13 protein-coding genes are annotated in these 14,076 nt (G+C 40.3%); 5 read left to right on the forward strand and 8 right to left on the reverse strand.

Translation table 11 applies throughout. The features are described 5' to 3' along the window. Positions 1 to 22 precede the first annotated feature (22 nt). Both BFL47_RS10920 and BFL47_RS10925 read right to left on the reverse strand, forming a co-directional pair. A complete protein-coding gene (locus BFL47_RS10920) occupies positions 23 to 319 on the reverse strand; it encodes a hypothetical protein (RefSeq protein ID WP_069659830.1) in 297 nt (98 codons plus the stop codon). Between the two features lie 3 nt (positions 320 to 322). Continuing rightward, complete coding sequence (locus BFL47_RS10925) at positions 323 to 3,190, reverse strand: TolB family protein (RefSeq protein WP_083257125.1); 2,868 nt, start codon at positions 3,188 to 3,190, stop codon at positions 323 to 325. Positions 3,191 to 4,042: 852 nt separating this feature from the next. Here BFL47_RS10925 and BFL47_RS20365 point away from each other — a divergent pair. Next, on the forward strand, positions 4,043 to 4,168 hold the full coding sequence (locus tag BFL47_RS20365) for a hypothetical protein (protein WP_262482887.1): 126 nt from the start codon (positions 4,043 to 4,045) through the stop codon (positions 4,166 to 4,168). Here BFL47_RS20365 and BFL47_RS10935 read toward each other — a convergent pair. Genes BFL47_RS10935 through tgt form a run of 3 tightly spaced genes read right to left on the reverse strand, consistent with a single transcriptional unit; the run spans position 4,165 to position 7,301 of the window. Next, positions 4,165 to 5,073 (reverse strand): DMT family transporter, encoded by a 909-nt coding sequence (locus tag BFL47_RS10935; protein ID WP_069659832.1) that lies wholly within the window; start codon positions 5,071 to 5,073, stop codon positions 4,165 to 4,167. The two genes, BFL47_RS20365 and BFL47_RS10935, sit on opposite strands and share 4 nt — an antisense overlap. A gap of 4 nt (positions 5,074 to 5,077) precedes the next feature. Beyond that, positions 5,078 to 6,166: an LptF/LptG family permease gene (locus BFL47_RS10940; protein WP_170827307.1), complete on the reverse strand. Its 1,089-nt coding sequence runs from the start codon at positions 6,164 to 6,166 to the stop codon at positions 5,078 to 5,080. Between the two features lie 4 nt (positions 6,167 to 6,170). Beyond that, positions 6,171 to 7,301, reverse strand: coding sequence for a tRNA guanosine(34) transglycosylase Tgt (tgt, locus tag BFL47_RS10945; protein ID WP_069659833.1), 1,131 nt, complete (start codon positions 7,299 to 7,301; stop codon positions 6,171 to 6,173). Positions 7,302 to 7,379: 78 nt separating this feature from the next. Between tgt and BFL47_RS10950 the strand changes: the two genes are divergently transcribed. The 4 genes from BFL47_RS10950 to dprA are packed head-to-tail and all read left to right on the forward strand — an operon-like array spanning position 7,380 to position 10,829. Next, positions 7,380 to 8,498, forward strand: coding sequence for a glycosyltransferase (locus BFL47_RS10950; RefSeq protein ID WP_069659834.1), 1,119 nt, complete (start codon positions 7,380 to 7,382; stop codon positions 8,496 to 8,498). Further along, on the forward strand, positions 8,489 to 9,103 hold the full coding sequence (locus tag BFL47_RS10955; RefSeq protein ID WP_069659835.1) for an RNA polymerase sigma factor: 615 nt from the start codon (positions 8,489 to 8,491) through the stop codon (positions 9,101 to 9,103). Before BFL47_RS10950 ends, BFL47_RS10955 begins: the two co-directional genes overlap by 10 nt. Next, positions 9,093 to 9,725, forward strand: a complete 633-nt coding sequence (rsmG, locus tag BFL47_RS10960; protein WP_069659836.1) for a 16S rRNA (guanine(527)-N(7))-methyltransferase RsmG — start codon at positions 9,093 to 9,095, stop codon at positions 9,723 to 9,725. Before BFL47_RS10955 ends, rsmG begins: the two co-directional genes overlap by 11 nt. Before the next feature lie 6 nt (positions 9,726 to 9,731). Beyond that, on the forward strand, positions 9,732 to 10,829 hold the full coding sequence (gene dprA / locus BFL47_RS10965) for a DNA-processing protein DprA (protein ID WP_069659837.1): 1,098 nt from the start codon (positions 9,732 to 9,734) through the stop codon (positions 10,827 to 10,829). On the opposite strand, the gene BFL47_RS10970 is transcribed toward dprA, so the two are convergent. The 3 genes from BFL47_RS10970 to BFL47_RS10980 all read right to left on the reverse strand — a co-directional run bounded on the left by BFL47_RS10970 (position 10,821) and on the right by BFL47_RS10980 (position 14,059). After that, positions 10,821 to 11,336, reverse strand: coding sequence for a SixA phosphatase family protein (locus tag BFL47_RS10970; RefSeq protein ID WP_069659838.1), 516 nt, complete (start codon positions 11,334 to 11,336; stop codon positions 10,821 to 10,823). The genes dprA and BFL47_RS10970 overlap by 9 nt on opposite strands. A gap of 78 nt (positions 11,337 to 11,414) precedes the next feature. Then, positions 11,415 to 12,377 (reverse strand): glycosyltransferase family 9 protein, encoded by a 963-nt coding sequence (locus BFL47_RS10975; protein WP_069659839.1) that lies wholly within the window; start codon positions 12,375 to 12,377, stop codon positions 11,415 to 11,417. Next, positions 12,374 to 14,059: a DNA polymerase/3'-5' exonuclease PolX gene (locus tag BFL47_RS10980; protein ID WP_069659840.1), complete on the reverse strand. Its 1,686-nt coding sequence runs from the start codon at positions 14,057 to 14,059 to the stop codon at positions 12,374 to 12,376. The genes BFL47_RS10975 and BFL47_RS10980 overlap by 4 nt, the downstream gene beginning before the upstream one ends. Positions 14,060 to 14,076 lie beyond the last annotated feature (17 nt).

Here is a 14,076-nt window from a genome sequence, read left to right on the forward strand (position 1 = left end):
GAATAACAAGCGAGGAATGAGGTTAGCTGATATAATCGCGGTCTTCGTCACTTAGTTTGCCGTGGTATACGTTCGTTAAGGGTTGGTTTTCATCGTCCACAGGGTATTCTTTTTCTTCATCAGGTTCGATAACCTTTTTGCGGGGACGCATGGCAAGGGCACCTACACTGAAGCCAGCAAGGAAGATGCCAGCAAACAGGTAAAGCTTGGAAATTCGTTTGGCGCCAAAAATCCACATATCGATTTCTTCGGTATTGTTCATTAAAATGATCGTCACCAAAGCAGTGATCAGGATGATGAAAATGGTTTTGACTCTCATACGTTAAAAGCTATAGGTTGCAATGGTTTCAAATACTGGATTACGATGTGGTTTCTCATTTAAAAATACAACTTTTCCTCCAAATGTAAAAATAGGAAGAAAAAAGCGAAGCATATTTACATCCGCACGGAGCTCTACTCCATAGGATCGTGGAGAAAAGCTTTTCCCTTTGCCAATGTTTTCGAAATCGCTAAACAGCCCTCCTTGAATTCGTTTGATGTAAGCGAGGGGGCCAATGGCAAAATCGGGATAAAAGAGCGGCAGGCGGTAATCCAGAAGTAGCGTATTGTTGGTGTTGCCTATTGGCGTTAGAAAGCTATACCCCGATACCCTGGGGATGTCCACCGTATTTTGGTAACTGCCGTCGCCATCCTGGTAATTGAAGCTTGCCGCAAAAGAATGATTTTGTGCAAGGCCTGGAAAATAGAAAGTGCTCTTTGCTGAAAATAGTTTTCCTTTTACCTGATCCTCAAAAGGAAAATGCCGGTAGAGGAAGCTGAAATTCTGTCCCCATTTTGGTGCCAGGTCTCTTGAGCTTCGCCGCGTGTTATGAGAGGCATAAAACTGATAATGCATGGGGAAATTTAATCGCGTGATGAGCGATGGCATTCCGTTGTCAATGTTGTAGCGGTTGGTGAAACTGGTTCCTGTTTTGAGGCCCAGACTGTAAGAATGGTTAAAGCGATTGAAGTTGAAGGGGATGGTCATCTCGGCTTTAATTTCATTTTCGCGCCAGGTAACCGGACTGAAAGTTGTGATCTTATTCACGGTACTCTGCCGGTAAATTAATCGGGGTCTGTTGGTGTAGTTAATATTAAAAATAGGGAAGAATCTTTTATAACTGAAACCGGCCAGGTATTCGCTTTTCCGCAAAGCGTTATTGAACTGGTAGCCGGTGTAGAAACTAAGGGTGTTTAGTTTATTGTCTGACTGGAGTTCGATGCCCAGATTGGAGTCGTCGAAATAAGCATTGTCCTCTACAATGGGGATGATACTGTGGAAGTAAAACAGGTTGTTCCACTCGCTGTATTTGCGGCTTGGATAGGTTTTGTAGTTGATGTTTTGCAGTACATTATTGTGGCCTTCTTGTTCCTGGGCCGCTGCACCGTAATCGACAAAATGACTTTTAAGGGTGTTTGTGTTTTTATTTGAAAGGGATTTCGTATTTAGAGCCGCTATGTCGTATCCAGATACGGTATAGGTGTTGAAGGTTAAACGTCCTGAGATCGTGTCGTAGAAGGGGTTATATGCGCCGATTTTATCCGATGTAACCTGGTAAGTTTGCTTGTCTGTTAAATTTAAGCGGTAGATGTTATCGGTTCCGTTGTAGTGTGCTTTGAAGAAAATGTCCTGATTGCCATAAACGGGACGAAGGATCTCCTGCGACTGGAAGGGTAGGAGGGAGGTAAAACTGCCCGTTTTTAGATCCAGTTCATAGATCGTTTTGCCTCGATCATTTACGCCTACTACCACTACTTTTGAGCCGTCAGGATTGAAGGATGGCATCTGCAGCATGTTGTTATCGGGACTCTCGTATCGCTTCAGTTCACGTCCATTTTCAGGGTCGATTTCTACAAGGGAAATTTGGTTGGAATAGGAGACGGAAACGGCAATGATCCGCTTGCCATCCGATGATAATGAAGGGGCAAATAACCGGGTTTTATACGTGATCTGTCTTGCTCTTTTTGTGGTCAGATTGTAGACATTGATGACGTTGAAAGAACGTTGGTGAAAGCGGGCATCAGAGCGGTACTCATCCCATGTAATTTTGCCGCCACCATAGCTGAACCAGGGGAGCTCTTGGGAGCCGATATTTAGTATTCTTTTTTCTTTGCCTTCTGGCGTGATGAGGACTAGTGCGGGGGTGCTGGCTTTGCTTTGTTTCAGAGCAAGAATGTTGCCGCCCTTTACTGGTTGCGGGAGGTAGTAGTTCTCGGGTGTATTCGTTTTTCTTTTGTTGATGCTGGGGTAGGATATCGTGTTCGATTGATCGGCCTGTACCTGCCATAAATCCTGAAGTTCTTTGATGGTGGCATCGTGCAGTTGCCGGGTATTCATACCGGTTAGTTTATGAATAGCACGACTCAGATTGTAGGGTCTTAGCGGGTTTCGGGTCATGGTTGAGTAGATCGAATCCATGATGTTGGCCCCGTAGTCTTTTCGGAGTTTGCTGGTCATGAAGTAACCGAGCTGGTAGTAACCGGGAGTGAAGTCTTTTAATGATCCGAGGTAGTTTTTGGAGTAGGAGAAGTTTCGGTGACTTAATGTGTTTGCCCGGAGGATATTACTCCACTCTGGAATCCTTCCCCGGCCTGCATCTGTTAGCGCTGTTTCCATACCTACTGCGTCTCCTTCGTAGAACCAGGGGGGGAGGGTAATTCCAAATATAGCAAGGGCGAGTTCTTCAAAAAACGGAGCATTGAGTTTATCTGTCAGTTTGTCAAATTGGATTACGTGGCGCATCTCATGTACAGCCAGACTATTGAGCCAGCTTTGGAAGTCGAAGCTTTGAGAAGGGGTGGTGTAAAACTCCGAACGACGGGGAGCAAGCTGTACAAATCCATTAGCAGTAGTGCCTTGGTTTTGTAATATAATGGAGATCTTCTTTTGCCTGGCTTTGATAGAGATTCGCTCCCTAACCATAATGGCTTCAAGAACGGAGAGGATGCGTTGGGCCTCTGACTCCAGCTCCATAGGGTAAATCACCTGAAGATATTCGGCATTAATTTGTCGCCATTTTATGGAAGGGGGATTTTGCTCCGAGTTAAATACTTGTGCATTTAACTTACCTGTTAAATTAGTTAAACCAAATATGAATAAGAGGCTGGACAGTAGTTTTATATATTTATTAAAAAAGATCAATAATGTCACTTGCTAAATATTTTAGTTAAAAAGTGAAGATAATGAGTGAGTTATGTGCTTTGTTTGTTTAGATAGAATCATTAAATTATTCATTATTAAAAATTTATATATATTGAATGGTATACGTATTTGCATTAGCTGATCTGAATTTACGCATTAATATCAATATTTTGATGGTATACTTTCCGAAGCGCTGTAATATTTTAATTAAGGTGGCAAATCTTTTTAAAATTAGGCTCGTTTGGGTACAAGGTCTTTTCCTGATAATGGTTAGGGATGTTAATTTGTTTGGTGAATTTGAAATTTAACAATTAAGATCGGGGATTTAAACTAGCCATAATTTGATTTAATTATAAGGTTTAAAAAAGGGTAAGGATTAGGTTTTCTGAGGGGCAGGGGTAGTTTAACTGGGCTTATAGTTCCGGTGAATGTTGATGTATTTGACGCTTAGGAAGAGAGATAGAAAAGACTGATAGAGAGGATTGTCCCTGTTGCTAAGGCATAAATATAAAATCTTTAAGCATGTCAAGTTGACTTGTTTCGATTCTGATCAGCAATTTGAGTAAATAGGTTTAGCCTTTGAGTATGGTCTGTTCTTCTGTTTAGGAACAAACAATCCTGGGTTTAATAATGAGAATACTGGGAGGTTAACACTAAGGATACGTCCGGTTTTTAAGGACGATTCGCTCCTCCCGCAGCAGCAATTCTTCTATATAGAAATAAGAATCCGTACGTTTAGTAGCAAAAAATATGGGTTTCCAGTAATAAAAATAGGTCCATAAAGCAACCCAAACTTACTCTCTCGAAGACGGTAATTCGTCATTACAAGAGTAAAAATTGGAAGGGTAACTGAATAACATTATGCATGAAAAAGTAAAAGCCTTACCGATTCGCTTGATTAAATCAGTAAGGCTTTCACGAAAAAGTAAAGATAATACTACAAAATGGACATTAAAAACAGCAGAGTTTATACCAGTTAAAGCTTAAACCTGCGGTAATAATTTAGTAATCCGATGCTTTTCAATCTTGTTTTTAAGGTAAGGAAAGATGAAAATCGCACTCATAATGATGACTGCTCCAGCATAAAAGCCAAGGGTCATGTGTTCCTTTTTCCCGTAGAAGAGGAAGGCTAACATGATGCCGTAAACAGGCTCCAGATTAGTGATCAGTGCAACACGGAAAGCCGACAATTCACGCATCACCGAGACCCCAGCAACATAGGCTACAGAGGTGCAAATGATCCCCAGAATCAACAGGTAAATGAGGTCGGAATTATGCAGTTTCATGGAAGAGTTGAAGCCTTCGCTGATTAAAAGATAGAGCGAAATCCAAACGATGGCCCCTCCTATTTCATAGAAACTGATGAGGCTTGCAGGGTGTTTTTGTACCTGTCGGGAGTTGATAATTGAGAACAAACTTGCAAAGAATGCGCTACATAATCCGAGTGATATTCCAAGCGTATATTTAGTCTCAAATTTGAAGATTAAAATGATTCCGGAGATGATTAGAAGGCCGGTAAATATCTCCAGTTTAGAGATCTTTTTGCGACTGATAAAGGGTTCTAAAATAGCAGTAAAAAGGGTTAATGCAGAAAGGCAAACCAAGGCCACGGAAATGGTTGAACTCTTGATGGCCTGGAAAAATAGGATCCAGTGACCGCCTACCAAAGCACCCGTAAAAAACAGTTTTAACAAGGTTATTCCCGGTAGTTTAATGGACGTTTTTGTGGCCTTAAAATAGAGGAATAAAGTAACAAAAGCGATGAGAACACGATACCAAACCAGGTGTACTGCAGAAAGGTTAATGAGCGCTCCAAGGATACCTGTGAAACCCCAAACGAGTACTGTTCCGTGGAGGATAAGAAGATTGCGATTATGGGAAAAAAATGGCATGTTTTTATTTGGGCGCTTTAATCAAAAGATAAACACCGAGAGCACCAAACACGATGTTAGGAATAAATACGGCAAGGAGAGGAGGTAATCCTCCCTTTAGGGAAAACATAGTAGAAAATTGAATAAATAGAATGTAAGCAAAGCTTAAAAAGATTCCGACCCCTAAATGTAATCCAATACCACCACGCACTTTTCGAGAGGACAGAGAGACTCCCATGAGGGTTAAAACAAAGGCTGATAAAGGGTTTACGAAGCGTTTGTACTTCTCGAGCTGTAAGAGCTGCATCACTCCTGTTCCCCTGGTCTTTTCTTTTTTAATCCGTTCGGTGAGTTCTGATGTAGACATAGCCGAATAAATATTGTCGTATACAGCAAAATCTACAGGTCTCATATCCAGTGTCGTGTCCTTTTTAATGCCGGATGTCATGGTTTCTTTAAGTCCGTTGATGGTTCGGATGGAATAATTTTCAATCCTCCATTTAGTTTGAACTGAATCCCAGGTTATCCGGTCAGCCATCAGTCTTTCTACTAGTTTATCGCCGTCGAACTTCTCCATGATGAAGGTATATCCTACTTTCTGGACATTATCAAAGTTTTTAATAAAAACGAGGGTATTTTTATCAATTTGCATGTGTGTTTCCGCCTTGGAATCATTGTTAGCAGGCTTTACATACACATTTTCAAAGCCGATCATCAGCTTATTCGTTTGCGGGATAACGTAAATATTCGCTATGAAACTAATGACGAAAAGGATCATTGAAGAAACAAAGTAGGGCCACAGGAAGCGATTGAAACTCATTCCACCACTTAAGATAGGCACTATTTCGGTTTGATCAGCCATCTTTGCGGTAAAGAAAATTACGGCGAGGAAGTTGATTAACGGCCAGAGGAAATTGAGGTAAAAGGGAATGAACCCGGCATAATAATTGAATATGATTTTAGATAAAGGAGCTGAATGTTTGAGGAAATCATCCAGCTTTTCGGAGACGTCAAAAATTACAATGATCACCGTAAAAATAGCACAGGTAAATACAAAAGTACCCAGATACTTCTTGATGATATACCAATCTATAATCTTGATGTATCTATTCATTTTCTTATAAACGTTGAGCTAATTGGATAACCATTTTCTTCTTCCAGTCATAAAATTCACCTGAAATAATCTTTTCACGGGCTTCATTTACCAGCCATAAATAGAAATGCAGATTATGAAGAGTTGCAATTTGTGCGCCAAGTATTTCTTTTGACGTGATTAAATGACGTAAATAGGCTTTATTATAAACCAGGTCGGCAAATAGTTCGCTGTCCGATTCAATAGGAGAAAAGTCGTTTTTCCACTTCTCATTCCTCATATTCATGATTCCGTTTTTGGTAAATAGCATGCCATTCCGTGCATTTCTAGTCGGCATGACGCAATCGAACATGTCAATACCAAGTGCAATATTCTCCAAAAGATTGACAGGCGTGCCTACTCCCATCAGGTAACGGGGTTTTTCAACAGGAAGAATGCCACATACAAGTTCTGTCATGGCATACATTTCTTCTGCAGGTTCACCAACGGAGAGACCTCCAATGGCATTTCCTTCTCTTTCGAATGATGCAATGGCTTCCGCAGATTTAATCCGCAGATCTTTATATACCGAGCCTTGTACAATGGGAAAAAGGGTTTGCGAATACCCATATTTGGGTTCAGTAGTATCAAACCGATCGCAACAACGCTTCAGCCAGCGATGGGTCATGTCGATAGATTTCTTTGCATAATTGTAGTCGCAGGGGTAGGGTGTACACTCATCAAAAGCCATAATAATGTCCCCACCGATAACGCGTTGGATATCCATGGCAACTTCTGGAGTGAACAAATGTTTGGAGCCATCAATATGCGAGCGGAATGTTACGCCTTCTTCTTTGATTTTCCGTACATCTGATAGGGAATACACCTGATATCCGCCGCTATCGGTCAGAATTGGCCCATCCCATCCATTAAATTTATGAAGTCCACCCGCCTTTTCCAGTGTATTTAACCCAGGCCTTAAATATAAATGATACGTATTTCCCAGAATAATCTGCGCTTTAATATCATCTTTAAGTTCCCGCTGATGGACGGCTTTAACCGACCCTGCAGTGCCAACAGGCATGAAAATGGGTGTTTTTATGGTACCATGATCGGTACTGATTTCTCCAGCTCTTGCCTTTGAAAATTTATCACTTGCCTCTAGTTTGAATTTCATTTTAAACACGCAAAGGTAAGAATTTGATTGAGGTTCCAACTTTACTTTTAACTTTGCCTGAAGAAATGAATATACGCCTTGACTAATTTCCCATTTTTACTTGCTTTTGCTTTATTACAAATAGCTCTTATTATACAGCTATACTTTATTTTAGTGGTCCATGGCCGCCTAAGAGGGTATAAGAAAATTGATTCCAATGAAGATGTTTTATTACCGGTCTCGGTTATAATATGCGCCCGGAATGAAGAGGTCAACCTGAAGGAGAACCTGAGTTTCTTTCTGGAACAGGACTACCCTTATTTTGAAGTAGTGGTTGTCAATGATTGTTCTTCGGACGACTCTGAATTTATATTGAAAAAATTCTCCGAACAGTATGCAAATCTTAAAGTGGTTACGCTGAATGAGCATGACCGTTATAAACATGGTAAAAAGTTCGCTGTAACCCTTGGTATTAAGGCTGCCCAACATGAGCACTTATTGTTTACCGATGCAGACTGTCGCCCGTCTTCCTTGAACTGGATTAGACACATGCAAAGCAACTTCAGAGGAAACACGGCTATTGTTTTAGGCTTTTCACCTTATAAAAGATCAAAGGGCTTTTTAAATGCCTTTATCCGCTTTGAAACTTTTAATACAGCATTAAACTATCTTTCTTTTTCATTGGCCGGCAATCCGTATATGGGAGTGGGAAGGAATTTGAGTTACACCAAGACTTTGTTTTTTAAGAATAAAGGGTTTGCTTCACATATGCATATTCTTTCCGGAGATGATGATTTGTTTGTGAATGAAAATGCAAATCGTATGAATACGGTTATTGAAATAGATCCGGAGAGTCATACCTGGTCGGAACCTAAAAAAACCTGGGCTTCTCTATGGAAACAAAAGATCCGTCATATGGGTGCTGGAAAGGCATACAAAAGTAAACATATACGAGTTTTAAGCATTCAGGCAGGCTCTTCAATAGCCTTTTATATCTTATTGGGCATTATGGCTGTTATGCAAATCCATTGGTGGGTATTGCTAAGTATCTATTTTATAAGGCTAATCGTTCAGGTAATCGTTTATTTTCCTTCCATGCGGAAGCTAAAATGTAAAAATTTAATTTGGTGGTTTCCAATCTTGGATTTGTTCTATATTTTCTTTATTATCGTACTAGGGATAGTGTCGTCATTTAAGAGAAAAATCCAATGGAAGTAAATCCTAATTTTTCAAGTAATGCCATCAATGACTTTAATCAGGTAGTACGTGCCAGAGAAGGAGATCAGAAGGCTTATGCGGAGTTGATGCAGCGCTATAAGGACTCCATTTACTTTATGGCGATCAAGATGGTGAATAATAGAGATGATGCAATGGATCTGACTATTGAAACCTTTGCAAAGGCATTTGAAAACTTAGAAAAGTATAAGCCTGATTTTGCATTCAGTACCTGGTTATTCCGCATAGCGACTAATAATTGCATTGACTTTATACGTAAGAAGCGCCTCAATGTTGTTTCCATGAATGCAATGGAAGACAAAGAAGGGGAGGAACGCTTTTATGATATAAAATCGGATGTACTGAACCCCGAAGAGCGTTCTATTAAAAAACAACAAAAAGAAACCCTTCAATTAATTGTAGATAAGCTGCCATTGCGCTACAAAGTTTTAATCAACCTCCGGTATTTTGAAGAGATGTCTTACGAGGAGATCTCTAAGCAATTGGATCTTCCGCTTGGGACAGTCAAAGCACAGCTGTTCCGTGCTCGAGATCTTTTAGCTAATATTTTAACCCGCCGAAAAAAAAATCCCGCAAGTGACTTTTGAACTTATTACTCATTATTTTCCTGATCTCAGCATTGAACAAAAGAATCAGTTCAATCAGCTAGAAGAATTATATAGCATCTGGAATGCTCAAATTAATGTAATTTCCCGAAAAGACATCGAAAGTTTGTACTTGAAACATATCCTGCATTCGCTGGGTATTGCCCGGATCATTTCTTTTTTACCCGGAGAAAAGGTTTTGGATGTTGGTACCGGAGGGGGCTTTCCTGGCATTCCCCTAGCTATCTTGTTTCCGGAAACCCAGTTCCATCTGGTGGATTCAATTGGCAAAAAGATTAAAGTGGTAAAAGAAGTTTCTTCGGCTATTGGTTTAAAAAATCTGGTGGCCACTCATGCACGCGCAGAGCAAATCGATGACAAGTTTCACTTTATTGTGTCGCGTGCCGTTACTCAACTGAAGGATTTCTACCCATGGATTAAAGGTAAATTTGAATCGCAATCTCATAATTCTTTAAGCAACGGGGTCTTGTATTTAAAAGGGGGAGATTTAGAGCAGGAAATAGCCGATTCTGGCTTGAAAAAGGTGACCATATATCCATTGTCAAAATACTTTGAAGAAGAGTTTTTTGATACAAAATTAGTGGTATATTGCCCTGCCCAATAGAACCTTATGTCCGCTTTATACGAAATTGCCTTAACCCTCATTCCCGGCGTTGGTGTCGTTACTTCCCGTTTGCTTTTAGATCAATTTGGAGATGCTGCGGACGTATTTAAAGCCAGTCGGTCGCAGTTGATGTCTATAGCCGGAATCGGTCCCAAGACAGCAGATAGCATTCTTTCAAAGAGCTTTCTGGATCGCGCAGAGGAAGAATTGCAGTTTGTAAAAAAATATAAGATTCAAACGCTTTTTTGTACGTCCCCGGACTATCCTCAGCGTTTGCAGAATTGTTATGACGCCCCGGTTCTTTTATATTACAAAGGCAACTCAGACCTAAATAAAAGCAAAGTAATCAGTATTGTGGGAACCCGGAATGCGACAGGATATGGAAAAGAATTAACAGATCAGCTCGTTGAAGGCCTGCAGCAGCATAATGTGCTCGTTGTAAGTGGTCTGGCCTATGGTATTGATGTAGCAGCTCATCGGGCCTGTATGAAGTATGGTGTGCCCACTATTGGTGTAGTTGGCCATGGTTTGGACCGTATCTATCCCGCTCAGCATCGTTCACTCGCAGAAAGTATGTTAGGCTGTGGTGGTTTACTCACTGAATTTATTTCTCAAACCAAACCCGATAAAGAAAATTTTCCTAAGCGTAATCGTATCGTTGCCGGATTATCCGATGCTACTATCATTGTGGAGGCAGGGTTAAAGGGGGGTGCCCTGATCACTGCCGAATTAGCCAATTCCTATGATAGGGACGTCATGGCATTTCCTGGTAGAGTAACTGATATCTACTCCGCCGGATGTAATTTTCTGATCAAATCAAATCGAGCACACCTGGTGACAGGTATCAAAGATGTGGAGTATATACTCGATTGGTTACCCTCTGCTGCTCCTAAACAAGTAAATGATCAGCTTCATCTACCATTAAATCTATATGGTGACGAAAAAGTTATCGTTGAATTTCTTCAGACACGTGTTTCGGCGTCTTTAGATGAATTACAACATACAACCAGCCTGATGCAATCTAAACTTGCCATGGTATTATTAAACCTGGAGATGCAGGACATTATAGTTGTGCATCCCGGTAAAATGTACCGGTTAAGATAGTATAGAATCTATTTCTGTATCGCTTTTAGGAAAGTCAAAAAACGTCATACTCCCTGTTTCATAACTCACCATTTCCCAGCTTGTAAAAGGAAAATGAATCATGACCATGCCACAAGTGGGAAGGTTGTACAAACCGCTGTCACAAAGATGGAGGGCCAAGTCTGTAATCCCTGGATTATGGCCAACTAACGCGATGTATTTATACTGATCATCAAACATGTTGATCAATCCTAATAATTCTGTAGAAGTAGCTTCGTATATTTCCTTGGAGAACTGGATCTCGGTATTTGGAATTCCTAGTGTTTTAGTAAATAGTTCTGCGGTTTGTTTTGCTCTAAATGCAGGACTGCTTACTATCTTCTGAGGAACTATATTATTGTCCAGTAAACGTTGCGCCATCATAGGTGCGTTTTTTATTCCTCTTTCATTCAATGGACGCTCAAAATCACTCAAATCTGGATTGTTCCAATCTGATTTTCCATGGCGAATTAAAAGTAATTTTTTCATGCTATAATTTTTAATACAAATTTATGCATCAGCTTCAATGTGGTAATGCCGGATTATTTTCCTCTGTCAGAGCTTTAATCAGGCATTAATAATTGCAGCTATTGCAGTTTCATTTTGATTATTCATACATTTAAAATGTCCCCTTGGACACTTCTTAAACCCAATTTTAGAGCAGGGCCGACAGCTTAATCCCTTAACTTCCATGGCATGATGCTCCTCAACTAGGTAAGGATACATGCCAAATTCAGGAATAGTGTTACCCCATACGGAGATGATTTTCTTATTGAATGCCGCGGCTATGTGCATTAATCCGGTGTCGTGACTAATGATCTGTTGCGCCTCTTTAACCAGAAAAGCAGATTCATTCAGATTAAACTTCCCGCAAGCATTAAAAACATGCTTTCCTGTTGCACATACAACCGCTTCGCCGGTATTGAAATCTTCCTTTCCGCCAAGTAAAACGATGGGCGATTGAATTAACTGGCAAATGCTGATGATCTTATGGACAGGGAGCCTTTTTGTAAGGTGTTGTGCTCCAATGACAAAGCCTATATAGGAATGAGGAGTATCGGGCAAAAGTTGTTTGAGTGAATAATCCTCACCAAGGAAATAATCCAAACCTTTTCCATCATTTTTAACTCCTAGTGCAGATACTGTATTCAGATACCGATCTACGATGTGTATAGGAGGTAAGATGTTGATCATCAGTTGAACCAGTATAAACTTGGCTATATTCAGCTTGTTAAATGAAAAGGAGGGAACGCCAAGAGCCCGCTTGATTCGAAGTGTCCGAAAGTTGTGATGCAGGTCGATTATATAATCAAAGTTTTCTGGTTTAAGCAGTTGAACTGCGTCAGCAACAGAACCGGTGTGCAGATGAAGCTTATCAATGTAGGGATTAAACTGCAACACACTTTCATAAGCCTTTTTAGTAATATAATGGACTTCAACCCCGGGTATTTGCTGCTTGATACAACGAATTACCGGCGTAGTCAGCACAATATCACCGATAGAACTGAATCGTATGATAAGTATTTTCAATTCGTTGTAATTAATCGTTTTCGTTCAAAAAATAGATTGATTTCATCCATACTAAGTGTGTTAAGGCAGTTTACAGCCGAAACCCCACCTTTCCTTGCTGCCATGACACCGTAATGTGTGTCGCGGAAACCATTAATACTATGCGCGTCAGGATTAATAGAAAGCATAACTCCTTTCTCTATCGCATATTGATGCCAGCGCCAGTCAATGTCCAGGCGTAAAGGATTCGCGTTAATTTCAATAACCACCCCATTTTCAGCACAAGCATCAATGACTTTTTTAATATCAACAGGATACCCGCTTCTACTTAAAAGTAAACGTCCTGTTGGATGTCCCAGAATCGTTGTATATGGATTTTCAATCGCTTTAATCAGCCTGCTTGTCGCTTTCTCTTCCGACATCTTAAATACGGAATGAATAGAAGCTACAATAAAGTCAAATCGCGATAAGATTTCAACAGGATAATCTAACGACCCGTCGAAGAGAATATCTGATTCTATTCCCTTAAAGATTCGGAAAGGGGCATATTTCGTATTCAGCAAGTCAATTTCTGTTTGTTGCGCCAGTACCCGTTCTTCACTTAGTCCCTTTGCATAAAAAGCAGATTTAGAATGATCACAGATTCCCAGGTATTGCAGATGCATATCCTCTTTACAAAAAACAACCATCTCCTCCAATGAATTAATGCCATCGCTCCAGGTGCTATGATTATGCAAAGAGCCTTTTAAATCTGTTTGCAGGATCAGAGTCGGTAATGCTTTTTGGTCTGCCAGCTTAAACTCAAATTCCCCTTCACGTAACTCAGGTTCTATAAAAGGTAAGCCGGCTAAGGTGTAGAGTTCTTCTTCTGATCCCACATCAGGGAGAGCTGACCCTATTCTGATCTCCAGTTCTTTAATATGTTCAGTACTTCCCGATTGGATCACTAATGTTTTGTAATAATTCTCCGGATTGCAGAAACGGATATACACTTTAATGCCGGCGGGACTTTCTGCCTCAATGCTGTTATCTTGTGTTTGTATAACTTTAAGATAGTCTAGGGCGTTAAAATAATCTAAAATTGAAGTGTTAAGGGGACTTCCTACCAATAGATCCAGGCCGTCAATAATTTCCACTTTCCTTCTGAAAGCACCCACAAACGAAATTAATTCATGAGTAAGAACCTTTTTAAAGTCATTGAGCAAATTATAACCAAAGCTTTCCGCCTGCGCATATAAAAAGCGACCATTGCTGGCCATCTTAAATTCGATTGCTTTTTTTATCTCTTCCTGCGTTTTTAATCCAAAGCCTTTCGCTTCAATCAGCCTGTTTTCATTACAGGCATAATAGAGTTCACCTATGTTTTCAATCCCCAGAGATTTCCAGATCACCAGAACTTTTTTCGGTCCCAGGCCTTTGATAGTCATTATTTCTACCACACCAGGAGGGGTATCTGCCAGTAAGTCATCCAGTTCTTTTAAAGAGCCAGTTTTAATCAGTTCCTGCACTTTTGCGGCAACGCTTTTACCAATTGCTCTGATTCCTTCCATCTCCTGCAGACTTTTCTTTGCAATAGAAAAGGGCAGTTTATCAATTGTAAATCCAGCAGTCGCAATAGTTTTAACCTTAAAAGAGTTTTCCTCATGGAGTTCCATCAGTTGACTCAATAATTTTAATACTCGTGCTATGGGTTTGTTTTCCATACGCGTCAAAAATAGGA

Origin of the sequence: Arcticibacter eurypsychrophilus (genome assembly GCF_001730525.1) — a bacterium.
GTDB classification, from domain to species: Bacteria; Bacteroidota; Bacteroidia; order Sphingobacteriales; family Sphingobacteriaceae; genus Arcticibacter; species Arcticibacter eurypsychrophilus.